Below are 25,403 nucleotides of genomic sequence, written 5' to 3' on the forward strand. Positions count from 1 at the left end.
GGTCGGGGTCAGCGCGCGGGCGTTTGCCAGCGCAACGCGTAGCGCTGCACGAGTGCGATCGAACGGTCGAGCGCGAAGCCGATCAGTCCGATGACCGCAACGTCGACGAGCACCACGTCGAGCCGCAGCATCTGCCGGGCGAGTTCCATCATCTGGCCGATGCCGCTGTCCGCACTGAGCAGCTCGACCGCGACGAGCGCGAGCCATGCACGCGCGAGCGCGATCCGTACGCCGGTCAGCAGCGGCGGCAGCGCGGCCGGCAGCAGCACGTCGCGCAGCAGCGCGAAGCGGCCGAGCCCGTAGTGGCGCGCCATCTCGACGAGATCGCGCGGCGCATCGTGCACGCCCGTGTATGCGGCCAGCGCGACCGGGAAGAACACGGCCTTGCCGACCACGACGAGCTTCAACTGCTCGTCGACGCCGATCAGCAGGATCAGCAGCGGAATCAGCGTGAGCGTCGGGAGTTGCCGCAGCAGGTCGAAGGTCGGCCGCAGGTAGTCGGAGAACAGCCGGCTGCGCGCGAGCAGGACGCCGAACGCGGCGCCGCCGGTCGCGCCGATCGCGAAACCGAGCGCAAGACGATGCAGCGTGATCGACAGGTTGTCCCGCAGTTCGCCGGTGTCGAGCAGCGTGCGCAGCGTCGCCGCGAGGCGGCCGGGCGGCACGACGAGCTGCGGCGGGAACCAGCGCTGCGCGCTCGCGAGCCACCACAGCGCGGCGAATGCGACGGGCGTGATCCACCACAGCGCGTAGTCGCGGAGCCGCGCGACGCTCGGCAGGCGAACCGCCGCGCGCAGGCCGTTCGGCGCGAGGGCGCGCGTCGCCATCAGCGGCTCGCGACGCGCGGCGCGTCGGCGCGCCAGTAGCCGTCGAGGCCGAGCTGCTTGAGCGCGGTCGACACGAAGGTCGGCGCGAGCAGCGCGTTCACGTCGACCGGCGCGGACGTCAGCCCGGCCTGGCGGCTGTACGCGACGACGTCGCGGTAATGGCCGGTCAGCGCCGGCGTGAAGAGCGGCGTCCATTGCTCCTTCCACGGCGTCGCTTCGTCCGCGTACTCGCGGCGCACGACGCTTTCCGGCTGGCCGGACGCGCTCAGGATCTTCACGTACGCGTCGCGGTTCTGCGGTTGCGAGATCCAGTGCGCGGCGCGCACGTAGGCCGTCGCGACGAGCTGCGTGATGTCCGGGTAGCGCCGCACGAAATCGTCGGACGCCCACAGTTCCGCCCGCATCTTCCAGTCGTCGGGCGCGCGCTTGGTCGACCAGATGATCTTGCCCACGTTCTTGTCGACGAGCGAATACGCGTCGGACAGCGTGAAGAAGCCGTCGACGCGGCCGGCCGCGACCGCAGCCGCGCCGGCCTGCGGATCGAGGTTGTAGATCCTGAAGTCGGACAGCTTCAGCCCGTTCTCGGCGAGCAGCTTGCTGAACGGCACTTCCCACGGCCGGCCGCGATTGAGCGCGATGCGCTTGCCCTTGAGGTCGACGATCGACTTCGCGGTCGAGCCGGCCGGCACGACCAGATACGTATTGCTGCCGACGCCGCCCGGCACGATCAGGCGCGTGCGCGTGCCCGACGCGTTGACGACGACTGACGGCAGGTCGCCGTAGCCGGCGAAATCGATGCTGCCGTTCGTGAATGCCTCGTTGACGAGCGTGCCGACCGCGGCGGTCGACACCGGCACCCATTGCAGCGTCACGTGCCGCGCGGCGAGCGCTTTTTCGAGCGACTTGTCGGCGTCGATCAATGCGGAGGCGCCCGCGTATTGCGTCTTGCCGCCGCTCGAATACGCGACGACGGCGATTCGCACGACCTTGGGTGCGTCTTCCGCGTGCGCGGCCGGGGCGGTGAGCGACGCGGCGGCCAACGGCAGCGCGGCGAGCAGCGCGCGCAGCGGGCGGCGCAGCGAGGCAAGGCAGAGCGTGTGTTTCATGATGGTCCCGAACAGTGAACGGTAAAGGGGCTCACGCACGTTTTTGCAGCGAGGGCTGCAGCACGTCGGCGAGCGGGCGCGGATCGATCCAGTCGGCGACGTCGAAGTCGGCTTCCAGAAAGCCGTGGTCGAGCAGGAAGGTCTTGAACTCGTCGAGCGCGGCGACCGATTCGTCGTCGAGGTTGACGCCGAGGTGCCGGTGCAACTGGTTGCCGTACGCGGCGCGCACCCAGTCGATCGACGACGCGGTTTCGCCGGCCACGTAGTGCGCGGTTTCGTCGGGATGCGTGCCGGCCCATTCGCCGGCGGCGACCACGAGTTTCAGGAAGCCGGCGACGATGTCGGGATGGTTCGCGAGCACGTCCGCGTTGACGGTCAGCGGTCGCGGCGTGCCGTTGTTGTTGCGGATCGAGCGCTCCGGATGAAAGCCGATGTCGATCACGACGTGCGCGCCGATCAGTTGCGCGATTTCGAGGCCCGTCGAACCCTTCACGTAGATCGCGTCGACTTCGCCGCGCAGCAGCGCGCCGGCTTCGGCCGCATACAGCGCGCGGCTCGAAAAGCCGTGCGGCGATGCGAACAGGTTCGCCGCCCGCGCCGGCCCGACGGCTTGCAGCGTGCGGGCGCGCACGTCGACGCGTTCGACGTCGCCGAGCGTCAGCCCGTCGAGGCTCAGCGCGTTGACGAAGCCGCGCAGCGCCGATGCGCGAAAGATGTCGATGCGATCGTCGGGGCGGTTCGGAATCGCGATCCGGCGCCCGCGCAACGCCTTCACGGAGCGGATACCCGACTCGGGGCGCGCGAGAATCAACTGCGACTCGTCGACCCACGACAGCCCGATCACGCGCGTATGCGCGTCGTTCGAGCGCGCCCACATCGCGGGGATGCTGCCGCCCTGGCGAAACGATTGCGCGAGCGTGTGATCGCTGATCGACGACACGTCGTGCCGCGTGGCGCCGCGCGGCGAACGGATCGCGACACCGTCGGCCGACGTCTCGCCGTTGAGCCAGCCGAGATGCACGGCGATGCCGAGCGGCGTCGGCACCGGCGATCGGGCGTACCAGAACGTCTGCTGCTTGTCCGATGACGAATCGGGCCTGTCTGTCATGTGTGAGATTCCCCTGTCTGGGTAAGCGTGGTCGAGGCGCGGTGTCGCCCGCGCGGGCCGTTCCACGTTGCAAGTTCCGGGCCAGTGAACGGAAGCGGCCGTATGACCGGCGGCGCGGGCCTGGCGGGCGATGCGCGGCACGGCGGCCGGCGAGCGGGCTGTTGCGTGAGCAACAGTCGCGTCGGGCGCTGTTGCGCGCGCAGCACCGGTGCGGCGGATGCAGCAGCGGCGCGTGTGCGTGTCGCGACGGGTTCGGCGGCAATCGGCGCACGTGATTCGATCGCCGCCTACGCCCGGCCCGCAAGGCGCGGCGCGCGTTCATCGGCGGCCCCGCGCGCGGCGCGGCGAGCCCGTTGGCACACCGCGTGCTTTACAGCGCTGCATACGCGCGGCACGCCGGTGCCGCACGCAATCCGAACGGGCCGACAAGGAGAATCCCGATGGCTGTTGAATTTCTGTGGCGCCTGCCGATGCACGGCGACGGCCGGCGCGCACACGATCTGCATACGCGCGGCGAATGGAATCGCCAGCGCGCGTCGCGTGTCGCGCCGAAAGTCGACGACGACGCGTTCGGCTACATCGACTATCTGTCGCAGGTCGCGCGTGCGGCCGACATCGCCGGTTTCCACGGCGCGCTGATTCCGATCTTCCGTTTCACCGAGGAGCCGTGGGTCGTGGCGGCCGCGCTGGCGCGCGAGACGCGCCGGCTGCGCCTGCTGATCGCGCTGCAACCGCATTTCGTGCATCCGGTCTATGCGGCGCAAATGGCCGCGAGCCTGCAGCGAATCAGCCGCGGCCGCGTCGAGTGGAACGTCGTCACGGGTGGCGGCGGCCCTGACCAGCGCGCGTACGGCGATTTCATCGATCACGACAGCCGCTATGCGCGTACCGACGAATTCCTCGACGTCGTGAAGGGCGTCGCGGCCGGCGCGCCGTTCACGTTCGACGGCCGCTTCTATCGCGTCGAGGCGGGCGGGCTGCTGCCGCCGCTGAGCGGCCAGAAGCCGCCGCGGATCTATCTGGCCGGCGCGAGCGACGCGGCGCTCGCGGTCGCCGCGAAGCACGGCGACGTGCACCTGAGCTGGGGCGAGCCGCTCGCGAAACAGAAGGAAGTGATCGATGCGGCCCGTCGCGCGCTCGACCGGCAGAACGCCGAGCGCGACCTGCGCTTCGGCATGCGCATCGACATCCTGGCGCGCGAGACCGAGGAGCAGGCGTGGGCCGAGCTGCGGCAGATGTTCGCGACGGTGGGCGACACGACGCGCAACGGATTCGGCGGGCGCGGCGAAGCGTCGGAGTCGGTCGGCGCGAAACGCCAGTTCGCCTTGCACCAGGGCAACACGCAGCACTTCGACGACCTGATCGTCGGCCCGAACCTGTGGGCCGGGATGTCGCAGATTCGCGGCGGCCCCGGCTGCGTGATCGTCGGCAGCCACGAGCAGGTGGCCGAACGGCTCGCGGAATACGTCGAGATCGGCGTATCGACGTTCATCCTCGCGAGCAACCCGCATCTCGAAGAGGCATACCGCGTGGGCGAGGAAGTGTTGCCGCTCGTCGACGGCGCGCTGAACGCGCGCGGCACGCAGGCAGCGCTGCGCGTGGCCGGCGCCTGAGCGCGGCGACCCGCCGCGACGCATCCACGACAACGACAAGGATACTCACCATGACGACACTCGCTGCGCAGGCCACGGCTTGCGACGCACTCTGGTACACGCGCTGCCCGGTGCCGACCGCGCTCGGCATCGCCGTGCATCGCGGCTGGTTCGACGAGGAGTTCGGGCCGGACGGCATCGCGCTGCATTCGCTGCAGGAGACGGCCGACGCCGACAAGCGCGAATCGCACTTCGATCACAGCCTGCCGCACTCGTTTCGGCAGGGCGGCAACATTCCCGCGCTGTGGGCGCGGGCACGCGGCGCCGATACACGCGTGATCGGCCTGTCGTGGACCAACGAATTCCAGGCGATTGTCACGCTGCCCGAGCGCGGCATTCGCACCGCGCGCGACCTGCGCGGGCGGCGGCTCGGCTTGCCGCGCCATCCGATCAGCATCGACTTCTGGCGCGCGGCCGCGCTGAAGGGTTTCCTGAGCGCGCTCGAACTGGAAGGGCTCGGCCACGGCGACGCCGAATGGGTCGATCTGCCCGATACACACGAGCGCCGCACCGGGCCTGCGTCGTTCACGCGCGGGCCGCACGAATACGGACTCGAAATCGCGGCGCTCGTGCGCGGTGACGTCGACGCGGTGTTCGTGAAGGGCGTGGCCGGGCTGGAAACCGTGCATCTGATCGACGCGCAGGTCGTCATCGATCTCGGCGCCCATCCCGATCCGCTGGTGCGGATCGGCAACGGCACGCCCCGCACGCTGACCGTCGATCGCGCGCTGATCGACGCGCGCCCCGATCTCGTGAGCCGCTTCCTGTCGGTCGTGGTCGGCGCGGGCGACTGGGCCGCGCGCCATCCGGCGGAGACGGTCGCCTATATCGGCCGCGAAACGCGCGCATCCGACGAGTGGGTGCGCTACGCGTATGGCGCGGACGTGCACCGCCATCTCGAGACCGGGCTCGCGCCGACGTCGATCGACGGGCTGGTCGCGTTCAAGGATTTTCTCGTCGAGTGGGGCTTTCTCGAACACGATTTCGACGCGCGCGCGTGGATCGATCCGGCGCCGTTCACGCAGATCGACCGGCACCGCCATGCGTGGGTCGCGTAGCGCGCCGCGGCGCGTCATTGCAAGGAGTCGAACATGACAGGGCTGACGATCGAATACGGCGTGCCGCCCGCACGCCGGCATGCGGCGCGTGCCGCGCCGCGCACGGTGAGCGTGACGGCGGCGACCCGGGCGCGACCGCTGTCGGTCGTGCCGTCCGCGCAGGCGGGCACGCGACCGGCGCAGGCGAACGGATGGCGCGGCGCGGCCGCGATCGCGCTGGCTGTCGCGGCACTGCATGCGGGCGTTGCGCTGCTGGCCGCGCGCGTGCCTGCCGCACCGCCCGCGCAGCCGCCCCGGCCGTTGCCGATGACGGTCGAATTGACGCGGCCGCCCGAACCGCTGCCGCAGGCCGCGCATCCGCCGCCGCCGGTCGTGCCGCCGAAACCGCCGAAGCAGGCGCCAATCCCGCTGAAGCCGCGCGCGGCCGTCGCGCATCCGGCGCCGGCTGCCACGCCGCAGGCGACGCGCGAAGCCGCACCCGCGCCGGCAACGCCGGCAACCCCGGCCGTCGCCGCGCCCGCCGCCCCGGTTCAGGCACCTGCGCCCGCACCCGCCGCGCCGGTGCGCGAAACCGCGCCGATCGGCGACGCGGCGTACCTGCGCAACCCGGCGCCCGACTATCCGGCGTTCGCGCAGGACCAGGGCTGGGAAGGGCGCGTCGTGCTGCGCGTGCACGTGCTCGCGAACGGCACGCCGGATTCGGTCGAGGTCCGCACGAGCAGCGGCCGCCGCATGCTCGACAGCGCGGCGGTGGCCGCCGTGAAGCGCTGGACCTTCGTGCCCGCGAAGCGCGGCGACGAAGCGGTCGACGGCTGGGTCAACGTGCCGATCGATTTCAAGCTGGGCTGACCCGCCGGGCCGCCCGCCACATTTTTCAAGGAACTCACATCATGAACGGTATTCCGACCACCTTCATCGTCCAGGGCGCGCTCTGGCTGCTCGTCGTCTTCTCCGTCGTCACGTGGACGCTGATCGTCGTGAAGGCGATCCAGAGCCTGCGTTCGAGCGCGCGCAACCGGCGCTACGTCAGCGCATTCTGGGCCGCGAACAGCTTCCACGACGCGGCCGCGCTCGACGGCGCGAACAGCCCGGTGGGCCAGCTCGCCGCGACGGGCTTCGACGCGCTGCGGCGCGCCGACGAGAGCAGCGCGCACGATCTCGAACACAGCTGGAGCCGTCACGACCTGCTCGAACGCCATCTGCGCCAGCAGATCCACAACGCGCGCCGGCGCGAGGAAGCGGGGCTCGCGGTGCTCGCGTCGATCGGCAGCACCGCGCCGTTCGTCGGGCTGTTCGGTACGGTGTTCGGCATCATCCATGCGCTGACCGCGATCACGCACAGTGCGTCGGCGAGCATCGACGTCGTGGCCGGTCCGATCGGCGAAGCGCTCGTCGCGACCGGGATCGGCATCGCGGTCGCGGTGCCGGCCGTGCTCGCGTACAACTTCTTCGTGCGCCGCGTGAAGGCTGCGTCGGCCGATCTCGACGCGTTCGCGACCGACTTCGTCACGCTCGCGCAGAAGGCCGGCTTCCGCGTGCCGGCCGCCGCGCCCGCGGCCGCCCCGGCGCGCCGTTCCGACGACACCCGCCAGGAGGCGTTCGCATAATGGCCTTCTCGTCCTCCTCCGACAACGATGACGTGCTCAGCGAAATCAACATCACGCCGCTCGTCGACGTGATGCTCGTGCTGCTGGTCGCGTTCATCGTCACCGCGCCGCTGCTGAACAACGCGGTGCACGTGAATCTGCCGAACACCGTCGCCACCGCGCCGGCCGACCGCAAGCCGAACGTCACCGTGAGCGTCGACGGCAAGGGCGTCGTGTATCTCGACAAGCGCGCGGTCGCGCTCGACACGGTGCCGGCCGAGCTGGCCGCGCTGAAGGCCGGCCGGCCCGACGTCGCGCTCGACCTGCAGGCCGACGAGCACGTGCCGTACGGCACCGTCGCGAAGCTGATGGCGGCGATCGAGCACGCGGGCATCACGCGACTGTCGGTGCTCACCGCGCCGCGCGGCTGACGCGCCCTTCACGACTCCTTTCTGCGAACGCATTCATGAGCACCACGGCTTCACACAACGTCCAGTCGATCTGGTACACGCGCTGTCCGGTGCCGACACCGCTCGGCATCGCCGCCCATCTCGGCTGGCTGGATCACGAATTCGCCGGCGACGGCATCACCGTGCGCGCGCTGCAGGAAAGCCAGCACGCGGCACTGCATCACGCGCACGTCGACCATTCGCTCGACAACGCGTTCCGCCAGGGCGGCAGCATTCCGGCGCTGTGGGCACGCGCGTCCGGCGCCGACACGCGCGTGATCGCGCTGACCTGGGTCGACGAGGCGCAGGCGATCGTCGCGTTGCCGGAAGCCGGCCTCGCGCGACCGAAGGATCTGCGCGGGCGCCGCATCGGCCTGCCGCGCCGCGACGGCGAGCGGATCGACATCTTCCGCGCGGCGGCGCTGCGCGGTTTCGTCAGCGCGTTGTCGCTCGACGGGCTCGGCCCCGGCGACGTCGACTGGGTCGACGTACCGGCCTCGAACCTGCGCGCGCCGGTGTCGACGCCCGCGACCCGCGACGCGGCATTCAGCCACCCCGCGAGCCTGTCGAGCCGGCGGCTCTATGCGGCCGAGGCCGCCGCGCTGGTGCGCGGCGACGTCGATGCGATCTACGTGAAAGGTTCGCTCGGGCTCGAAACCGCGCACCTGATCGGCGCGCAGCCGGTGATCGACATCGGCTTTCATCCCGATCCGCAGATCCGCATCAACAACGGCTCGCCGCGCCCGCTGACCGTCAATGCGTCGACGCTGGAGCGCCACCCCGATATCGTCAGCCGCTTTCTCGCACGCGTGACCGACGTCGAAGGGTGGGCCCGCGAGCACGAGCACGAAGTGCTCGGCTATCTCGGCCGCGAGACGGGCTCGGGCCACGACTGGCTGCGGCTCGCATACGGCGCGGACGTCCACCGGCGGCTGCGCACGGATCTCGACGAAGCGTCGATCGCCGCGCTCGACGATTTCAAGCGCTTCCTGGTCGACTGGCGGTTCCTGCCCGCCGACTTCGACGTGCGCGTATGGATCGACCGGCGCGCGCTCGACGGCATCGCGACGCTGTCGCGGTGAGCACGCCGGCACGCGTCGCCGACGCATGGCGGCGCGAGCGCTTCACCGGCGGCTTCATGCTGCTCGCGCTCGCGAGCGGCACGACGATCAGCATGGCGCAGCTCGCGACGACGCTGTATGCGCTGGCGCTCGGCGTCGACGACGCACGGCTCGGCATCATCGCCGCGATGGAGCCGCTCGGCATCGCGCTGATGACATTGCCGGCCGGGCTGCTGGTCGCGCGCTACGGTGCACGGCGCGTGTACTTCGCCGCGAGCATGGGGCCGATGCTGCTCAATCTCGTCGTGCCGTTCACCGGCGCATGGCCGCTGATCGCACTCACGCAGGGGCTGATCGGGCTGTGCATTCCGTTCCGGATCGTGTCGATCAACGGGGTGTTTCTCGCGCGTCTCGCGCAGATCGGCCTGGCCCGCGCGGGCTGGTATCGCGCGGCGATGTCGGTCGGAACGGGGATGGCGGGGCCGTGGCTGGCGAGCTGGCTGATCGGCACACACGGTGCGGTCGCGACGTTCTGCGCGGCATCGGCGAGTTTCGCCGGCATGGCGTTGTTCAGCCGCGCGTTGCTCGGCGATGCACCGCCGCCGCCGCGTGGTGATCGAACCGGAACCGGCAGCCTGCGTACGTTGCTCGCGCTCGCATGGCGCCGCGACATCCGCGAGCAACTCGTCGCGGAAGCGGTGAACAGCGCGACGCGCGCACTCGTCGGCACCTATACGGTCGTGCTCGCGATCCAGTCGCTCGGCCTCGCGCAGACGCATGCCGTCGCGCTGCTGACGTTGCAGGGCGTCGTCGCGGTGCTCGCGCTGTTCGGGCTCGGGCACGTCGCGCAGCGAATGACGGAACGTCGTTGCCATGCACTGAGCGTCGCGGGCGGCGTGGCCGGGCTGCTCGCGCTCGGCCTCGGGCGCGACGCATGGACCGTCGGCGCGGGTCTCGCCGCGCTGTGCGCCGGGTCGTCGCTGCTGCATCTCGTGAACATGCAGCATCTCGGCCGTCATCCGGCCGACAAGAGCCAGGTGTCGAGCCTCTACAACCTCGCGTCGATGACCGGCGCGTTCTGCGGTCCGCTGATCGGCGGCGCGCTCGCGCCACTCGTCGGGCTGCGGGCGGTGTTTCTGTGCTGGCTGCCTGTCGTCGTGCTGGGCGCGCTTGCACTGCGGTTCGCGCATGGACGTCGCGACGCAACGCAGCCGGCACCTGCGAAGCTGTCCTGACGATTTCGGCGTCGGCCGGTGTTGCGTGACCAGCAGTTTGACGTCGTTCACAGATGCGCATGCAGCAACACCGGCGCGGCATGCCCGCTGCAAGCCCCATGCGACGGGCATGTCGACGCTGGCATCCGAATTGCATGAGAGAACCCGTGCGTCGCGCACGCACGTGCGTTCAACCGATCAAACAGGATGACTCATCGATGTTCAGGAAAAAACTAATCGTCACCGCGCTGGGGGGACTGTTGACGGGCGGCGCCGTGTCGTTGCCCGCGTGGGCAGAGGACGGCGCGGCGACGGCGGGCGCGCCGGACGCGCAGCCGGCGCAACAGGCATCGGACGATGCCGCCGCGGCCGCGCCGAAGGCGGTGCGTGCGAACCGCGGCGCGGCCGCACGCGAAACGAACCTCGGCACGGTGACCGTGACGGCGCGCCGGCGCAAGGAAAGCATCCAGGACGTACCGGTCGCGGTCACCGCGCTGAGCGGCGATGCGATCAGGAACAACGAACTGCGCGTGATCAACGACGTGACGAAGTACGTGCCGAACTTCACCGGGCAATCGACCGAAGGCCGTGAGCGGCCGCGCTGGTTCCTGCGCGGCGTGGGCAGCAACGATCCGTCGGACCTGTCGCTGAGCCCGATCGGCGTGTACTTCGACGACGTCTATATCAACAGCGTGTTCGGGCAGGGCTTTCCGCTGTTCGACCTCGACCACATCGAAGTGCTGCGCGGGCCGCAAGGCACGCTGTGGGGCAAGAATACGGTCGGCGGCGCGCTCAGCATCACGTCGCAGAAACCGACGTTCGACGTGAGCGGCTACGGAAAAATCGGGCTCGGCCAGTACAACAGCCGGCTCGCGGAAGCGGCGATCGGCGGGCCGATCGGCAAGAACGACGTGCTGGCCGCGCGCGTGTCGGTGTATCACGAGAATGCCGACAGCTTCTACACGAACACGGTGCAGCAAGGGCGCTTCGGCGGCTTCCACGACAACGCGGTGCGCTTCCAGGTGCTCGCCGTGCCGACGTCGGATACCGATTTCCTGTTCAACATCCACGGCCGCAACTATACGGGCGGCGGCAACGCATGGCACGCGGAAGGCGCGGGACGCGGCGGCACGAACCAGTTCGGCTTCGTCGGGTCGAGCGATCCGTATACGGTGTCGCTCAACGCGCCGTCGAGCGATCACATCTCGACGTGGGGTACGTCGCTGACCGCGCACTGGCGCATCAACCCGGCCGTATCGCTGACGTCGATCACCGCGTTCGAGGGGCTGCACCGCTGGTACCAGGACGACGAGGACTATTCGCCGGTCGATGCGGCGCGCTCGCACGATCGCCTGTCGAGCCGGCAGTTTTCGCAGGAATTCCGGCTCGAATCGCCGCAGAACGACCGGCTGAGCTGGATCGTCGGCACGCACCTGTTCACCGAGCAACTGGCCGAGCAGGGCGCCGGCGGCGGGCTGCCGGGCTCGCCGTCGCCCGCGTACTACCATCTGACCGACCTCACGCAGCACACGCAGAGCGCGGCGATCTTCGGCAGCGTCAAGTACCGGTTCACCGACCGCTTCAACGTGACGGGCGGGCTGCGTTACACGATCGAGCGCAAGACCATCAACCTGACCGGGCTGCAGGATACGGGCAACGTGACGTTCAGCGATCCGAACAGCTGGTGGTCGCCGTCGTCGGTATCGTCGCCGCTCGCGGTCAGCGCGCAACAGCACCAGACCAACACCTGGCGCGCACCGACCTGGGACCTCACGCCCGAATATGCGCTCAGCAGCAATGTGCGCGCGTATTTCCGCTATGCGCGCGGCTTCCGCTCGGGCGGCTACAACGGCAACGCGTATACGCAGAGCACGGTGTCGACCGTGTCGCCGGAGTACCTGAGCGATTACGAAGTCGGCATCAAGAGCGAATGGTTCGACAAGCGGCTGATCGTCAACGCGAGCGTGTTCCACTACGACTATCGCGACATCCAGGTGTTCGCGCTGGCGCCGAACCCGTTCGGCGGCCCGCCGGTGTCGACGCTGTCGAATGCCGGGCAGGGGCGCGCGGACGGTTTCGAGCTGGAGCTGAAGGCGCAGCCGGTCAACAGCCTGTACCTGTTCGCGAACCTCGGGATGCTGAACACGCGCTACACGGAATTCCGCAACGTGCCGACGGCCGTCGGCAACTCGTTCGCGCGTTCGCCGCATACGACGCTGAACGCGGGCGTCGACTATCGCGTGCCGGTGTCGTTCGGCACGCTGACGGCGGGCGGCGACGTGAACTACCGCAGCCGCGAGTACTTCAGCGCGACGCGGCAGACGATGCCGCAGCTCTGGCAGGGCGGCTATACGGTGCTGAACGCGCATGTGTCGTACACGACGCCGAACCAGAAGTACATCGTGACCGGCTACGTGACGAACCTGACGAACAAGGTCTACAAGAAACTCGAGTTGTTGCCGTCGTATGGCGCGTATCCGGTGCTGTATGGCGATCCGCGCACGGTCGGGATCACGCTGACCGCGAAGATCTGACGGCGATGTCTGCCGCGGGCCGGCGCGTGGAGCGCCGGCCCGCGGCGGGCGCTCCACGCGCGCGTCACGAGGCGACGCGAATCACCACCTTGCCGAAGTGCTGCCCCGATTGCAGGTGCGCATACGCCTGTGGCGCTTCGTCGAAGCCGAACACCCGATCGACCACCGGCTTGATCCGTTTCGCGTCGACGAGCCGCACGACGTCGTCGAGCATCGCGCGGCTGCCGACCATGAAACCGTGCAACCGCCGGAAGCCGCCGATCAGCGACAGCAGCCCGAGTTCCGGCCCGCCGAAGCTGCTGAGGCCGCCGATCACCGACACGATGCCGCCGATTTTCGTCGCGGCGACCGAGCGCGGCAGCGTATCGCGGCCGCCGACCTCGACGACCAGATCCGCGCCGGCGCCGTCGGTGAGCCGCAGCACCTCGTGCTGCCATTCCGGCGTCGCGCGATAGTTGATCGTTGCGTCCGCACCGAGTGCACGCGCGCGTTCGAGCTTCGCGTCGCTCGACGACGTGACGATCGTGCGCAACCCGGCGGCCTGCGCAAGCTGCAGTGCGACGATCGACACACCGCCGGTGCCGAGCAGCACGACGGTCGCGCCCGGCTCCAGTCCGCCGTCGACGAACAGCGCGTTCCATGCGGTGATGCCCGCGCACGACAGCGTCGCCGCTTCGTCGTAGTCGAGATGCGCGGGAATCGCGACCAGCGCGGTTTCGTCGGACACGAAGCGTTCGGCGAGCACGCCGTCGAATTGCGCGCCGGGCGACCCCGCGACTTTCTGCGGCGTCGGCGGCCCGTCGATCCAGCGCGGGAAGTAGGTGTTGATCACGCGGTCGCCCGGCTTGAAGCGCGTGACGTCGCGGCCGGTTTCGACGACTTCGCCGGCGCCGTCGGCGACGGGGATCAGCGCTTCCTTGCCGATACCCAGATAGTCGCCGCGCGCGAACATCAGGTCGCGATAGTTCAGCGCGGCCGAGTGGATCTTCACGACGACGTCGGTCGGCCCGACCGGGCGCGCTGCCGCGTCGACGCGCCGGAGCCCGGCCAGGCCGTCGCCCGGTTTGATTTGCCATGCATGCATGTCGACTCCTTTTCGAGATAGTCCGGACTATCATAGTGTCGCGCGGGTGGACGCATTGGCGAGAATTTGGCCAACGATTGTTGCCGTCATGGACACAACCCCGTCATCGCATTTCATTGGAGCGGAGCGGAACGGCATGGACGAACGGCTCAGAGGCGTCGCCGAATTTGTCGACGTGGTGGAATCGGGTAGCTTCGCGGCGGCGGCGCTGCGCCTCGGCATGACGCGCTCGGCCGTCGCGAAGATCGTCGCGCGGCTCGAACTCCGGCTCGGCGCGCGGCTGCTGCAGCGCACGACGCGCCAGCTCGGCCTGACCGACGAAGGGTTCGTCTATTACGAGCAGTGCCGGCGGCTGCTGGCCGAACTGGGCGAGACGGAAGCCGCGCTCGACGCGGGCCGCCGCGAGCCGGCCGGGCGCGTGCGCATCAGCGTGCCCGTGCTGTTCGGGCGGCAGTGCGTGGCGCCCGTCGTGCGGCGGCTCGTCGAGCGCCATCCGCGGCTCGAAATCGACATGTCGTTCAGCGATCGCGTGGCCGACCTCGTCAACGACGGTTTCGACCTGGCCGTGCGCATCGGCGAGCTGGCCGATACGAGCGCGCTGGTCGGCCGCAAGCTGGGCGTGCAACGCATGGGCATCTGCGCATCGCCCGACTATCTCGCGCGTCATGGCCGGCCGTCGGGGCTCGAGGCACTCGCGTCGCACGTCGGCATCGCGTATTCGCGCGGCGGACAGCCGACACCGTGGCGGATCATCGGCGCGGATGGCGCGGTGCACGACCATCGCGCGGCCGGCCGCCTGCGGTTCGACGACCTGCAGGCGATCGCCGACGCGGCCGCCGCCGGCGCGGGCCTCGCGTGGCTGCCGTGCTGGCTGATGGCGCCGTACGTGCGCGACGGCCGCCTCGCGCTCGTGATGGACAGCGACAGCGTGTCGGGCGCCGAAGTGTTCGCGGTGCGGCCGGCGGCGCGCCACGTGCCGTCGAAGGTGCGGGTCGTCGTCGATGCGCTGGTCGACGAGATTCCGCACATGCTGGCGTCCGACGACGCGAGCGGCGAGCGTACGTGACGGCGACGCTGTTCCGACGACGACGCGACAACCCGGCTGGCTGCGCATCGCGCCCGCTCGCGTCTCACATATCGAGAAGACGTCCCGGTAATTGACGCGAATTTCACGCGGCTCCTAGACTGGCCTGCATGACGCCGCGCCTCACGCGAGACGATCCAGGAGACATGCCGATGACCGCCACCGCCCCGCAGTTGCACGCCGCGACGATGCGGCGCCTGAACCTGCGCCTGATTCCGTTCCTGATGCTGCTGTACCTCGTCGCGTATATCGACCGCTCGAACATCTCGGTCGCGGCGCTGCAGATGAACGCCGACCTCGGCCTCAGCGCCGAAATGTACGGGCTCGGCGCGGGGCTGTTCTACGTGACCTACATCCTGTTCGAGGTGCCGAGCAACCTGTTCCTCGCGCGGGTCGGCGCGCGTCGCTGGATCGCGCGGATCATGATCACGTGGGGCATCGTCGCGGCCGCGATGAGCGCGGTGCAGACGCCGGGGCAGCTCTATGCGATGCGGCTGCTGCTCGGCGCGGCCGAAGCCGGCTTCACGCCAGGCATCATCTACTACCTGTCCGCGTGGTATCCGCAGAGCGACCGGGCGCGGGCGATGTCGTTCTTCTATATCGGCGCGACGCTCGCGTCGGTGATCGGGCTGCCGCTGTCCGGCGCGCTGCTGAACCTGAACGGCGTGCTCGGCGTCGAAGGCTGGCGCTGGCTGTTCCTGCTCGAAGGCGTGCCCGCGTTGCTGCTCGGGTTCGTCGTGCTGCGCCGCCTGCCGGACACGCCCGCGCACGCGCGCTGGCTGCCGGCCGACGAACGCGCGTGGCTCGAAGCGACGCTGCGCGACGCCGCGCCGCGCGAACATCTGTCGCACGGCGTCGCATTGCGGCGTGCGTTCGGCGACGGCAAGGTGTGGGCGCTCGCCGCGTTCTGGTTGCTGCAGGCGTTCGGCACGATCGGCCTCACGCTGTTTCTGCCGCTGCTCGTGAAGAGTCTGTCGGGACAGTCGAGCTTCGCGGTCGGCAGCCTGTCCGCGCTGCCGTTCCTGTTCGCGTGCGTCGCGATGTACCTGAACGGCCGGCATTCGGATCTCGGCGGCGAACGCGCGCTGCATCTCGGCGTGCCGATGCTGCTGGCCGGTGCGTTGCTGATCGCGGCGATCTATACGCCGGTGCTGCCCGTCGCGTATGCGCTGCTGGTGCTCGCGGTCGGCTTCAACTGGGCCGCGACGCCGGTGTTCTGGGCCGTGACGACCGAGTACGTGTCGGGCCTCACGGCGGCCGCGTCGATCGCGCTGATCAACGCGGTCGCGAACATCGCGGGGCTCGCGCTGCCGCCGGTGATGGGGCGGATCAAGGACGTCACGCATTCGTACGATCTCGCGCTGCTGCTCGTCGCGGCCGCGTTGCTGGCGGGTGGTGTGCTCGCGTTGCGGATCGCGTCGCGGCGCGTAATGCCGGTCGTGGCGGGGCGGGTGGGGTGAGCGACTGGCGAGTGTGAGGGTGACGCATCGAACGCGACGAGAAGGCATCGACCGTACGCGTTTCTCATCGCTGCGGCACAATCGGGCGGAGCACGCGCGCGCCGGGTGACCACAAGGCGCGTTGCGCCATTTCCTCCGGATTCCTTCCCAAGGGCACGCCTATGTCATCCCGCACTTATCTCGTCACCGGCGCATCACGCGGCATCGGCCTCGCGATCAGCACCACGCTCGCCCGACGCGGCCATCGCGTCGTCGGTCTCGCGCGGCACGCGCAGGGCATCGACTTCCCCGGCGAATTGCTCGCGTGCGATCTCGCCGATATCGAGCAGACCGCCGCGACGCTCGCGCGGATCGGCGAACGCCACCATGTCGACGGCATCGTCAACAACGCGGGCATCGTGTTGCCGCAACCGCTCGGGAAGATCGATTTCCAGTCGCTGCAGACCGTGTTCGATCTCAACGTGCGGGCCGCGATCCAGGTCACGCAGCACTTTGCGGATGCGATGAAGGCGCGCGGCCACGGGCGCATCGTCAACATCTGCAGCCGCGCGATTTTCGGCAGCCTCGACCGCACCGCGTATTCCGCCGCGAAGAACGCGCTGGTCGGCTGCACGCGCACGTGGGCGCTCGAACTCGCCGAGCACGGCGTGACCGTCAACGCGGTGGCGCCCGGCCCGATCGAGACCGAGCTGTTCCGCCAGACGCGGCCGGTCGGCAGCGAAGCCGAGCGCAAGGTGCTCGCGACGATTCCCGCGCGCCGGCTCGGCACGGCCGACGACGTCGCGGCCGCAACCGCGTTCTTCCTGTCCGACGAAGCCGGTTTCGTCACCGGGCAGGTGCTGGCGGTGGACGGCGGCGGCAGCCTCGGCGGGCGCAGTTGATGCACGGCGGCGCGACGCGTGGCGGACGATACGCGTCGCATATTCCCCCACCCCGTTAGCATGTGACGAATCCGACTTTGGGCGCTGCGCGGGCGACGCTAAGATCGCCGCTCCCGTAGATCGAGCGTCAACAAGAATGAAAAAGTCCGCTTCGCCGTTGCATGCCTTTCGTTTCCGTGTCGTCTGCGCCGCGATTGCCGGCGCGGTGTCGCTCGCATCGTGCGGCGGCGTCGACAGCGATGCGCCGCCGTCGCAGGCCGGCGCCACGCCAGCGCCCACCCCGACCCAGGCCGCGAAGCGCCCGAACATCCTGTACATCATGGCCGACGATCTCGGCTACTCCGACATCCATGCGTTCGGCGGCGAGATCAACACGCCGAACCTCGACGCGCTCGTCGCATCGGGCCGCATCCTGTCGAACCACCACACGGGCACCGTCTGCGCGATCACGCGCGCGATGCTGGTATCGGGCACCGATCACCATCTCGTCGGCGAAGGCACGATGGGCGTGCCGACCGACGAACGGCGCGGGCTGCCCGGCTACGAGGGCTACCTGAACGATCGCGCGCTGTCGTTCGCGCAACTGCTGAAGGACGCCGGCTATCACACGTACATCGCGGGCAAGTGGCACATCGGCTCGGGCATCGTCGGCAGTACGACGGGCAGCGGGCAGACGCCCGACCAGTGGGGCTTCGAGCGCAGCTACGTGCTGCTCGGCGGCGCGGCGACGAACCACTTCGCGCACGAGCCGGCCGGCTCGTCGAACTACACGGAAGACGGCCGCTACGTGCAGCCGGGCCAGCCCGGGCAGCCGGGCGGCGCGGGCGGCAGCCCGGCCGTGTTCTATTCGACCGATTTCTATACGCAGAAGCTGATCTCGTACATCGATGCGAACAAGCAGGACGGCAAGCCGTTCTTCGCGTACGCGGCCTACACGTCGCCGCACTGGCCGCTGCAGGTGCCCGATCCGTGGCTGCACAAATATGCGGGCGTGTACGACGCCGGCTACGATGCGATCCGCAACGCGCGGATCGCGCGGCAGAAGGCGCTCGGCCTGATTCCGGCCGATTTCAAGCCGTTCGACGGGCTGCCCGAGACGACGGTCGCCTCGCCCGCGACCGCGAACAACGGCACGGCCGGCGCGAAGTACATCAACGCGGTGCATTCGGCCGCGGACGGCTACGGCGACTACGGCCCCGGCAAGGTCGACAAGCTGTGGTCGAGCTTGTCGCCGGCCGAGCGCAAGGCGCAGGCGCGCTACATGGAGATCTACGCGGGGATGGTCGAGAACCTCGACTACAACATCGGCCTGCTGATCCAGCACCTGAAGGACATCGGCGAATACGACAACACGTTCATCATGTTCCAGTCGGACAACGGCGCGGAAGGCTGGCCGATCGATTCCGGCGCCGACCCGACCGCGACCGACACCGCGAACGCACAGGAGCCGACCTATTCGGCGCTGGGTACTGACAACGGCAAGCAGAATGCGCAGCGCCTGCAGTACGGGCTGCGCTGGGCGGAAGTGAGCGCGGCGCCGTTCCGGCTCACGAAGGGCTATTCGGGCGAAGGCGGCGTGTCGACGCCGACGATCGTGCACCTGCCGGGCCAGTCGCAGCCGCTGCCGACGCTGCGCGCGTTCACGCACGTGACCGACAACACGGCGACGTTCCTCGCGGTCGCGGGCGTCACGCCGCCGTCGCAGCCGGCGCCGCCGCTCGTCAACACGCTGACGGGCGTCGACCAGAACAAGGGCAAGGTCGTCTACAACAACCGCTACGTGTATCCGGTCACGGGCCAGTCGCTGCTGCCGGTGCTCACCGGTTCGGCGACGGGCGAAGTGCACACGACGCCGTTTGGCGACGAAGCGTACGGCCGCGCGTATCTGCGCAGCGCCGACGGCCGCTGGAAGGCGCTGTGGACCGAGCCGCCGCTCGGCCCGCTCGACGGCCACTGGCAGCTGTACGACCTCGCGTCGGATCGCGGCGAGACGACCGACGTGTCCGCGCAGAATCCGTCGGTGATCGGCACGCTCGTCGACCAGTGGAAGGCCTACATGAGCAACGTCGGCGGCGTCGAGCCGTTGCGTCCGCGCGGCTACTATTGAGCGCGGGAGCGACACGATGCGGTTCCGCTTCTGGACGATCGGCGCGGCGCTGGCCGCCACGCTGTTCGCCGCCGCGTTCGCGGCCGGCTATGCGAACCCGGCGGCGCCGGCAGGCGGCGCGTTCGACGACCTGAATCGCGGCCGCGCGCTTGCGCCGCTCGGTTCGGAGCGCGAGTGCGAACGCTATTCGGGGCTGCCGTCGAAATGGCGCGACGATCCGAAGGCCGGGATGGTGCACCTGCGCGGCGGCGCGTTCGTGTTCGGCAGCACGCGCGGCTATGCGGACGAGCGTCCGGTCGGCGACGGCCGCACGCGCGTCGGCGGCTTCTGGATCGACCAGACCGACGTGACGATCGCGCAGTTCGCCGCGTTCGTGCAGGCCACCGGCTATGTGACCGAGGCCGAGCAGCAGGGCGGCGCGGCGGTGTTTCATGTGCCGACGCGCGACGAGATGAACGCGCGCGACCTCGCATGGTGGTCGTGGGTGAAGGGCGCGTCGTGGCGGCATCCGCGCGGGCCCGGCAGCGACGTGACGGGGCTCGGCAACCTGCCGGTGACGCTCGTCACGCAGCGCGATGCGCTCGCGTATGCGCACTGGCTTGGCCGCGATTTGCCGACCGAGGCCGAATGGGAATACGCGGGCAAGGCCGGCCGCGACGACGCATCGCTCGATGCGGCGCCGCGCGATGCGAACGGCAAGCCGGCCGCGAACTACTGGCAGGGCGCGTTTCCGGTGCTCGACTCGGCCGAGGATGGCCACGCCGGATTGGCGCCCGTCGGCTGCTATGCGGCGAACGGCTTCCATCTTTACGACATGATCGGCAATGCGTGGGAATGGACGAAGGACGCGTACACGGGCCCGCATCAATCGCACACGAACGGCGACACGGCGGCCGTCGCACCGCCGACGCGCCGGCACGATACGCCGATGGTCATCAAGGGCGGTTCGTTCCTGTGCTCGCGCGATTACTGCGTGCGCTATCGCGCATCGTCGCGCGAACAGCAGGAAGCCGATCTCGGCGCGTCGCATATCGGGTTTCGCACGATCCTGAGGGACGCGTCATGACGGCGGGCATCGGGCGATTCGTGTCGGCGTGGCTGCTGGCGGCATGCGGCATCGCGCATCATGGTGCGGCGATGGCTGCCGACGCCACTGCACCGGCCGTGCGCGTCGGCGTCACGCGCGGCGTGCATGCGCAGATCCTCGACGAAGTGAAGCGGGTGGCTGCCGCGCGCGGGCTCGGTGTCGACGTCGTCGAATTCGACGATGCGTCGCGCATCGACACGGCGCTGGCCGACGGGCGGATCGACGCGGCCAGTTTCGAGGATGCGCAACAGCTGGCCGCGACTCGCGCACGCCAGCGCGTCGCGCTGACCGAAGTCGCGCCGACCGTCACGCTGCCGATGGCGTTCTATTCGCGCAAGCTGAAGAACCTGAACGAACTGCAACCCGGCGCGACGGTCGCGCTCCCCGCCGATCGGCGCGGGATGGCGCGCGCGCTCGTGCTGCTGCAGAACGACACGCTGGTCACGCTGCGCGAAAAAGCCGGCCTGCATGCGACGCTGCGCGACGTCACCGGCAACCGGCTCGGGCTGAAATTCGTCGCGCTGCGCCGCGACCGCCTTTACGCGGCGCTCGACACGGCCGCGTTCGTCGCGATCGACAGCGACGACGCGGCCCGCTTCGGGCTGCAGCCCGCGCGCGACAGCATCAGCCTGGAGGATGCGCGCTCGCCGTATGCGAACGTGCTGACGGTGCGCGACGCCGATCGCGCGAAGCCGTGGGTCGCACAGCTCGTCGCCGCGTATCACTCGGACGACGTCGCGCGCTTCATCCTCACGCGCTACCAGGATTCGGTGCGGCGGCCGTGGTAGACACCTACCAGCTCGCGTGCAACGCGTGCGGACGCTGCTGCAACAGCGCGCCGACGCTGTCGTTGCGCGAACTGTTCCGGCATCGGCATTGCTTCGTCGGCGCATTGACGCTCCGCCGCGTGCCGAAGCGGCGAACGGGCGAACGCTGGCAGGCAGGCGGGCGCGAGCAGACGCTCGATGCGGACGACGTCGCGGCCGCCGATGCGCTGGCGGACCGGCTGTTCCATCGCGGCGGCGGCATGAACGGCGAATGGCTCGCGCTGACGCTGCAAGGCTACGACTATCCGTCGCTGGGCCGCTGCGCGGCGCTCGCCGACGACGGCCGCTGCGGCGTGCACGCGAACAAGCCGTCGATCTGCCGCGCGGTGCCGCTCGATCCGGCGCTGCCCGACCGGTTGCAGGCCCGCGTGCTCGCGGCGCGGCGCGACGATGCGGCGTGGCTGGGCGCGAACTGCATCGTCGAAGCGGGGCACGTGCGGTCTGCCGATGAATCGGTGTTCTCGATTCCGCTGGTGACGGCCGGACAGGTCGCGGACCGTGCGGCGCTCGACGCGCATCGCGCTGCGCTCGTGTTCGAGCGCGCGGTGTGGCGCGACGCCGTGTTCGCGTCGTTGACCGATGGCGGGCAGGACGTGCGTCATGCGCTGTCGCGGCTTGCGCCGGGCGGCTACCTGACCGTGTCGATCGTGCCGGTCCTGCTGGCCGTCGCGCCGGTTTCCGCGCATTGCCGCGCGCTGTGCATCGACTTCATCGACGCCCAGCTCGCGTTGATCGGCGCGAACATCGAAGCGGCGCTCGTGCGCCGGCAGGCGGCCGACCGGCCCGCGACGCACGAATTGCGCGGCTTCGCGCAGGCGCTGGAACGGGCGCGACGGGCGCTCGCGGCCATGCCCGCATCCGCGGTTGGAACGCGTGACGATGCGCCACGCATCGACGCATGGCTCGACGATCGCGTCGACGCCGATCCGCTCGCCGCGTGACGATCGCGGCACGCCGCGCGTGCCTTACACTTGGCGCTCTTTCACTCGTTCGGATGGAGCGGCATGTACGCGTCGACCTTCATTTTTCGTGCCGGGCAGTACGACGACGAATTCCACCGACTCGACCGGCAGATCGCCGACATGGCGCGTGCGACGCCGGGCTATCTCGGCGAGGAAACGTGGGAGAACGCGGAGGCGGGCCTGATTCAGAACGTCTACTACTGGGAATCCGAGGCGGCGCTGCGGCAGTTGATCCAGCATCCCGCGCATCTCGAAGCCAAGGCGAAGCAGGCGCGCTGGCTGGACGGGTATCGCGTCGTGATTTCGCAGGTGCTTCGCGAGTATGGCGACGGCAAGCTGACGCCGCCGCATGCAGGGGCGTCAGCGTAACCGTTGCCGGTCAGGCCGCTGCGCCGGCTTCTCCCGGCGCGGCCGGCTCGCTCGTCCTGCGCTCCCAGATCGGGAACGTCGCGTTCTGGATTGACGTCTGCGCGTCGATGACCTTGCGGTGATCGATGCCGGGCAGGTCGAGCAGCCGGTCGATCGCCGCCTTCGCGCCTTCTGCATCCTGCGGGAAGGCGCAGGCGAATTGCCTGTTCGTCTCGAACAGAATCCACCAGACATCCGACGCGAACGGCCCCTGGTCGTTGGTCTCGATCACGATCGCGCCGAGGTCGGACAGCGCGATGCCGCGCATCGCCCCGGTGCCGTCGGTCGCTTCGATGCGCGTGTCGGTTGCCGTTACGGCCCAGCCGTTTTGTCGGGTCGACGATCGCGCGGCATTCGATCGGGCCGTGCTGCCGGCAACTGCGCCAGTGCCAGTGCCAGTGCCGGTCGGCGCGGCCCCACCCGCGGCACCGGCCGCAACGCTCGGCGCCACGCCATCCTGCCGTTCGCGCCCGTCGATCCACGGCGGCGCGGCGGCGCCCACCATCGCCGCGATCCATAAGTAGTACCCGGCTCCGAACGTGCGGATCGTTTCGTAGTTCGCATCGGTCGGGATCGTATGCCACCCGAGCGCAAAGACCACGACCCCGGCCAGCAGTGCGGACACTGTACGGCTCGGCCTGAGCAGCGCGACGACGAGCACCGTGTAGCCGTGCCACCAGCTCACCGCGCCGGCCGCATTCGGCGGTTCGGCCGCGACGGGCAGCAGCAGCGACGCGATGTACGACGCGACGATCACGACACGCGCGAGGTTCAGGCGGGGCGAAGCGGAGCGAATCTGCATGTTGCCTTCTCGTTGTGCACGATCATGCGAAGCGACGAATGGCGGATGGCCGGGCCGTCATTCACGATGCGCGGGCCGACGTGGCGACGCGCCGAACGCGATTGTGGGCGATTCGCGCGGCGATGTCGAACGTGCGTGGTCCACCGCTGCGCCGTCACAGCGCTTCGACCAGCAACCGCGTGCTCTTCTCGCAATACTCGTGACATGCCGCGCGCGCGGCGATCGACGCACCGTGCACGAACCTGGGCGCGTCGGCCCGCCGCGACATCGACACGACGATCGACGGCGGCGACGGCTGCAGCGGCAACTCGACGACTTCGCCGCGCTCGATCAGCGCATCGACGAACAGCACCGGAATCGCGGCGACGCCGAAACCGTCGCGCACCAACTGCACGATCACCGAGATCGACGGCGATCCGGTGATGCGCGTCTCCGACAGCGGCACGCCATGCGCGTGCGCGAGCGTGCGGACGATGTCTTCCAGCGCGCGATGGGGCGCGGTGCCGCGCCCGTAGGTGAGGATCGGCTGGCGCAGCACCTGCCGCGCGAGGCCGGTGCGCGTGTTCGGCAGCAGCCCGGCGCGGGCGATCCAGCGTACCGGGTAGTTCGCGAGCGCGTCGCACACGACCGACGCTTCGTCGCTGCCTTCCACGCGGATGATCAGGTCGAGTTCTCCCGCCATCAGCCGGCGCTGCAGCACGACGCTGACGTCGACGGTCAGGTCGATCTCGAGCTGCGGATAGTCGGCCGCGAGGCGCCGCATGTAGTGCGGCAGCCAGCTGTGCACGACCGTCTCGATCACGCCGAGCCGCAGCTTGCCGCGCAGCGCGCTTTCGCCGGACGCGGCGGCCTGCAGTTCCTGCGTCGCCTCGACCACGGCTTTCGCATAGCCGAGCAGGTATTCGCCGTTCGGCGTGAGCCGGAACGCGCGGCTGTCGCGATCGACGAGTACCGTCTGCAGTTCGTCCTCGAGCGCCTTCAGGCGCTGCGAGATCGCGGCCGGCGTCGCATGCAGCGCCGCCGCGGTCGTGCGGAAGTTGCGCAGCTTCGCGAGCGTGACGAAGGTTTCGAGAAAACGTGTGTTCATGGCGGTCGGGCGAGGCAGTGGATGCGCAGCTTGCCGGCGACGAAAAGTGAACGGGACCGGGGAAAACCCGCAGATCCGTTAAGAAATTCTATACAACGGGCGCAAAAAAACTCGTTGGCGACAAAATTTTTTCCTTTCTATTCTTCGCCATATCCGATGACACACCACCGTCATCCCCACGCCATCCCGATCTGCGACCGACCATCATGACGCCTTCCGAATTCCGCCAGTCCGTACGCCGCGGCGCGTTCCGCGGCCCGACCGCCGGCCATTGCGGCCCGTTTGCCCAGGCGAACCTGGCGATCCTGCCCGACGCATACGCGCACGATTTCCTGCGCTTCTGCCAGGCGAACCCGAAGGCCTGCCCGCTGCTGGGCGTCGGCGAACCGGGCGCGTTCCGGATCGCCGCGCTCGGCGAGGATCTCGACATTCGCACCGACGTGCCGAGCTACAACGTATACAGGGACGGCCGGCTGACCGAGCGCGTCGAGTCGCTCGAAGCGCTGTGGCAAGACGATTTCGTCGTATTTGCGATCGGCTGCTCGTTCTCGTTCGAGGACATGCTGGCCCGCGAAGGGATCGGGCTGCGCCACGTCGAGGAGGGGCGCAACGTGCCGATGTACCGCACGTCGATCGCGAACCGCCGCGCGGGGATCTTCGGCGGCCAGCTGGTCGTGTCGATGCGGCCGCTGCGCGGCGCCGACGCGATCCGCGCGGTGCAGATCACGAGCCGGTTCCCGGGCGTGCACGGCGCGCCGATCCATATCGGCCACCCGCGGGAACTGGGCATCGACGATCTGAACGCGCCCGAATTCGGCGACGCGGTGACGATCCGCGACGGCGAGCTGCCGGTGTTCTGGGCGTGCGGCGTGACGCCGCAAACCGCGCTGATGGACGCGAAGCTGCCGATCGCGATCGCGCATACGCCCGGCCACATGCTGATGACCGACATCACGAACGCATCGCTGGCCGTGTTCTGACCGGCCGGCCACCCCGTACGGGACATACCGCGACATACC

General features: G+C 69.5%; 23 protein-coding genes. 17 read left to right on the forward strand and 6 right to left on the reverse strand.

The features are described from left to right. Positions 1 to 8: 8 nt before the first annotated feature. The 3 genes from DTA15_RS08045 to DTA15_RS08055 are packed head-to-tail and all read right to left on the reverse strand — an operon-like array spanning position 9 to position 3,041. A complete protein-coding gene (locus tag DTA15_RS08045) occupies positions 9 to 827 on the reverse strand; it encodes an ABC transporter permease (RefSeq protein ID WP_012493124.1) in 819 nt (272 codons plus the stop codon). Then, the gene (locus DTA15_RS08050) at positions 827 to 1,933 is read right to left on the reverse strand and encodes a PhnD/SsuA/transferrin family substrate-binding protein (RefSeq protein WP_006493806.1); all 1,107 of its coding nucleotides are present in this window, start codon (positions 1,931 to 1,933) and stop codon (positions 827 to 829) included. The genes DTA15_RS08045 and DTA15_RS08050 overlap by 1 nt, the downstream gene beginning before the upstream one ends. A gap of 31 nt (positions 1,934 to 1,964) precedes the next feature. Continuing rightward, positions 1,965 to 3,041 carry an ABC transporter substrate-binding protein gene (locus tag DTA15_RS08055; protein WP_006482992.1) on the reverse strand — a complete coding sequence of 359 codons (1,077 nt, stop codon included), beginning with the start codon at positions 3,039 to 3,041 and terminating at the stop codon, positions 1,965 to 1,967. 440 nt (positions 3,042 to 3,481) lie between these two features. Here DTA15_RS08055 and DTA15_RS08060 point away from each other — a divergent pair, with 440 nt between their 5' ends. From DTA15_RS08060 to DTA15_RS08095, 8 genes are all read left to right on the forward strand, one after another. Further along, a complete protein-coding gene (locus DTA15_RS08060) occupies positions 3,482 to 4,654 on the forward strand; it encodes an LLM class flavin-dependent oxidoreductase (protein WP_006482993.1) in 1,173 nt (390 codons plus the stop codon). A gap of 50 nt (positions 4,655 to 4,704) precedes the next feature. Beyond that, entirely contained in the window at positions 4,705 to 5,751 is a 1,047-nt protein-coding gene (locus DTA15_RS08065) for an ABC transporter substrate-binding protein (RefSeq protein WP_006482991.1), read from the forward strand. Positions 5,752 to 5,784: 33 nt separating this feature from the next. Next, a complete protein-coding gene (locus DTA15_RS08070) occupies positions 5,785 to 6,600 on the forward strand; it encodes an energy transducer TonB (protein ID WP_012493125.1) in 816 nt (271 codons plus the stop codon). 41 nt (positions 6,601 to 6,641) lie between these two features. Beyond that, on the forward strand, positions 6,642 to 7,358 hold the full coding sequence (locus DTA15_RS08075) for a MotA/TolQ/ExbB proton channel family protein (RefSeq protein WP_006484339.1): 717 nt from the start codon (positions 6,642 to 6,644) through the stop codon (positions 7,356 to 7,358). Further along, a complete protein-coding gene (locus DTA15_RS08080; RefSeq protein WP_006484323.1) occupies positions 7,358 to 7,768 on the forward strand; it encodes an ExbD/TolR family protein in 411 nt (136 codons plus the stop codon). The genes DTA15_RS08075 and DTA15_RS08080 overlap by 1 nt, the downstream gene beginning before the upstream one ends. A gap of 35 nt (positions 7,769 to 7,803) precedes the next feature. Beyond that, positions 7,804 to 8,868: an ABC transporter substrate-binding protein gene (locus DTA15_RS08085; RefSeq protein ID WP_006484337.1), complete on the forward strand. Its 1,065-nt coding sequence runs from the start codon at positions 7,804 to 7,806 to the stop codon at positions 8,866 to 8,868. After that, positions 8,865 to 10,082 (forward strand): MFS transporter, encoded by a 1,218-nt coding sequence (locus DTA15_RS08090; protein WP_006484327.1) that lies wholly within the window; start codon positions 8,865 to 8,867, stop codon positions 10,080 to 10,082. Before DTA15_RS08085 ends, DTA15_RS08090 begins: the two co-directional genes overlap by 4 nt. Positions 10,083 to 10,279: 197 nt before the next feature. After that, a complete protein-coding gene (locus DTA15_RS08095) occupies positions 10,280 to 12,595 on the forward strand; it encodes a TonB-dependent receptor (protein ID WP_006484324.1) in 2,316 nt (771 codons plus the stop codon). 64 nt (positions 12,596 to 12,659) lie between these two features. On the opposite strand, the gene DTA15_RS08100 is transcribed toward DTA15_RS08095, so the two are convergent. Continuing rightward, entirely contained in the window at positions 12,660 to 13,679 is a 1,020-nt protein-coding gene (locus tag DTA15_RS08100; protein WP_006484330.1) for a zinc-dependent alcohol dehydrogenase family protein, read from the reverse strand. Between the two features lie 136 nt (positions 13,680 to 13,815). On the opposite strand from DTA15_RS08100, the gene DTA15_RS08105 reads away from it, so the two are divergent. The 8 genes from DTA15_RS08105 to DTA15_RS08140 all read left to right on the forward strand — a co-directional run bounded on the left by DTA15_RS08105 (position 13,816) and on the right by DTA15_RS08140 (position 22,456). Beyond that, positions 13,816 to 14,745: a LysR family transcriptional regulator gene (locus tag DTA15_RS08105; protein WP_006484328.1), complete on the forward strand. Its 930-nt coding sequence runs from the start codon at positions 13,816 to 13,818 to the stop codon at positions 14,743 to 14,745. A 170-nt stretch (positions 14,746 to 14,915) separates the two neighbouring features. After that, a complete protein-coding gene (locus DTA15_RS08110) occupies positions 14,916 to 16,223 on the forward strand; it encodes an MFS transporter (protein WP_006484317.1) in 1,308 nt (435 codons plus the stop codon). A gap of 161 nt (positions 16,224 to 16,384) precedes the next feature. Beyond that, positions 16,385 to 17,104, forward strand: coding sequence for an SDR family oxidoreductase (locus tag DTA15_RS08115; protein ID WP_006484321.1), 720 nt, complete (start codon positions 16,385 to 16,387; stop codon positions 17,102 to 17,104). Positions 17,105 to 17,240: 136 nt separating this feature from the next. Beyond that, a complete protein-coding gene (locus DTA15_RS08120; RefSeq protein ID WP_006484325.1) occupies positions 17,241 to 19,211 on the forward strand; it encodes an arylsulfatase in 1,971 nt (656 codons plus the stop codon). Positions 19,212 to 19,227: 16 nt separating this feature from the next. Continuing rightward, positions 19,228 to 20,277: a formylglycine-generating enzyme family protein gene (locus DTA15_RS08125; RefSeq protein WP_006484326.1), complete on the forward strand. Its 1,050-nt coding sequence runs from the start codon at positions 19,228 to 19,230 to the stop codon at positions 20,275 to 20,277. Beyond that, complete coding sequence (locus DTA15_RS08130) at positions 20,274 to 21,086, forward strand: MetQ/NlpA family lipoprotein (protein ID WP_006484322.1); 813 nt, start codon at positions 20,274 to 20,276, stop codon at positions 21,084 to 21,086. The genes DTA15_RS08125 and DTA15_RS08130 overlap by 4 nt, the downstream gene beginning before the upstream one ends. Beyond that, complete coding sequence (locus tag DTA15_RS08135; protein WP_006484318.1) at positions 21,080 to 22,066, forward strand: YkgJ family cysteine cluster protein; 987 nt, start codon at positions 21,080 to 21,082, stop codon at positions 22,064 to 22,066. Before DTA15_RS08130 ends, DTA15_RS08135 begins: the two co-directional genes overlap by 7 nt. A gap of 63 nt (positions 22,067 to 22,129) precedes the next feature. Beyond that, on the forward strand, positions 22,130 to 22,456 hold the full coding sequence (locus tag DTA15_RS08140; RefSeq protein WP_006484329.1) for an antibiotic biosynthesis monooxygenase family protein: 327 nt from the start codon (positions 22,130 to 22,132) through the stop codon (positions 22,454 to 22,456). A 10-nt stretch (positions 22,457 to 22,466) separates the two neighbouring features. Here the strand turns inward: DTA15_RS08140 and DTA15_RS08145 are convergent, their stop codons facing one another. Together DTA15_RS08145 and DTA15_RS08150 are read right to left on the reverse strand one after the other, a co-directional pair. Continuing rightward, complete coding sequence (locus tag DTA15_RS08145; protein ID WP_006484335.1) at positions 22,467 to 23,297, reverse strand: hypothetical protein; 831 nt, start codon at positions 23,295 to 23,297, stop codon at positions 22,467 to 22,469. A gap of 154 nt (positions 23,298 to 23,451) precedes the next feature. Continuing rightward, positions 23,452 to 24,384, reverse strand: a complete 933-nt coding sequence (locus DTA15_RS08150) for a LysR family transcriptional regulator (protein ID WP_006484336.1) — start codon at positions 24,382 to 24,384, stop codon at positions 23,452 to 23,454. Positions 24,385 to 24,590: 206 nt separating this feature from the next. Here DTA15_RS08150 and DTA15_RS08160 point away from each other — a divergent pair, with 206 nt between their 5' ends. Beyond that, positions 24,591 to 25,364 (forward strand): putative hydro-lyase, encoded by a 774-nt coding sequence (locus DTA15_RS08160; protein ID WP_006484320.1) that lies wholly within the window; start codon positions 24,591 to 24,593, stop codon positions 25,362 to 25,364. The last annotated feature ends 39 nt before the right edge of the window (positions 25,365 to 25,403 follow it).

The organism is Burkholderia cenocepacia, assembly GCF_900446215.1.
Classification (GTDB): Bacteria; Pseudomonadota; Gammaproteobacteria; order Burkholderiales; family Burkholderiaceae; genus Burkholderia; species Burkholderia cenocepacia.

Bases quoted from the DNA above. Each gene is read 5' to 3' on its own strand.
- DTA15_RS08045 (WP_012493124.1), bottom strand. From the start codon at position 827: ATGGCGACGCGCGCCCTCGCGCCGAACGGCCTGCGCGCGGCGGTTCGC.
- DTA15_RS08050 (WP_006493806.1), bottom strand. From the start codon at position 1,933: ATGAAACACACGCTCTGCCTTGCCTCGCTGCGCCGCCCGCTGCGCGCG.
- DTA15_RS08055 (WP_006482992.1), bottom strand. From the start codon at position 3,041: ATGACAGACAGGCCCGATTCGTCATCGGACAAGCAGCAGACGTTCTGG.
- DTA15_RS08060 (WP_006482993.1), top strand. From the start codon at position 3,482: ATGGCTGTTGAATTTCTGTGGCGCCTGCCGATGCACGGCGACGGCCGG.
- DTA15_RS08065 (WP_006482991.1), top strand. From the start codon at position 4,705: ATGACGACACTCGCTGCGCAGGCCACGGCTTGCGACGCACTCTGGTAC.
- DTA15_RS08070 (WP_012493125.1), top strand. From the start codon at position 5,785: ATGACAGGGCTGACGATCGAATACGGCGTGCCGCCCGCACGCCGGCAT.
- DTA15_RS08075 (WP_006484339.1), top strand. From the start codon at position 6,642: ATGAACGGTATTCCGACCACCTTCATCGTCCAGGGCGCGCTCTGGCTG.
- DTA15_RS08080 (WP_006484323.1), top strand. From the start codon at position 7,358: ATGGCCTTCTCGTCCTCCTCCGACAACGATGACGTGCTCAGCGAAATC.
- DTA15_RS08085 (WP_006484337.1), top strand. From the start codon at position 7,804: ATGAGCACCACGGCTTCACACAACGTCCAGTCGATCTGGTACACGCGC.
- DTA15_RS08095 (WP_006484324.1), top strand. From the start codon at position 10,280: ATGTTCAGGAAAAAACTAATCGTCACCGCGCTGGGGGGACTGTTGACG.
- DTA15_RS08100 (WP_006484330.1), bottom strand. From the start codon at position 13,679: ATGCATGCATGGCAAATCAAACCGGGCGACGGCCTGGCCGGGCTCCGG.
- DTA15_RS08105 (WP_006484328.1), top strand. From the start codon at position 13,816: ATGGACGAACGGCTCAGAGGCGTCGCCGAATTTGTCGACGTGGTGGAA.
- DTA15_RS08110 (WP_006484317.1), top strand. From the start codon at position 14,916: ATGACCGCCACCGCCCCGCAGTTGCACGCCGCGACGATGCGGCGCCTG.
- DTA15_RS08115 (WP_006484321.1), top strand. From the start codon at position 16,385: ATGTCATCCCGCACTTATCTCGTCACCGGCGCATCACGCGGCATCGGC.
- DTA15_RS08120 (WP_006484325.1), top strand. From the start codon at position 17,241: ATGAAAAAGTCCGCTTCGCCGTTGCATGCCTTTCGTTTCCGTGTCGTC.
- DTA15_RS08125 (WP_006484326.1), top strand. From the start codon at position 19,228: ATGCGGTTCCGCTTCTGGACGATCGGCGCGGCGCTGGCCGCCACGCTG.
- DTA15_RS08130 (WP_006484322.1), top strand. From the start codon at position 20,274: ATGACGGCGGGCATCGGGCGATTCGTGTCGGCGTGGCTGCTGGCGGCA.
- DTA15_RS08140 (WP_006484329.1), top strand. From the start codon at position 22,130: ATGTACGCGTCGACCTTCATTTTTCGTGCCGGGCAGTACGACGACGAA.
- DTA15_RS08145 (WP_006484335.1), bottom strand. From the start codon at position 23,297: ATGCAGATTCGCTCCGCTTCGCCCCGCCTGAACCTCGCGCGTGTCGTG.
- DTA15_RS08150 (WP_006484336.1), bottom strand. From the start codon at position 24,384: ATGAACACACGTTTTCTCGAAACCTTCGTCACGCTCGCGAAGCTGCGC.
- DTA15_RS08160 (WP_006484320.1), top strand. From the start codon at position 24,591: ATGACGCCTTCCGAATTCCGCCAGTCCGTACGCCGCGGCGCGTTCCGC.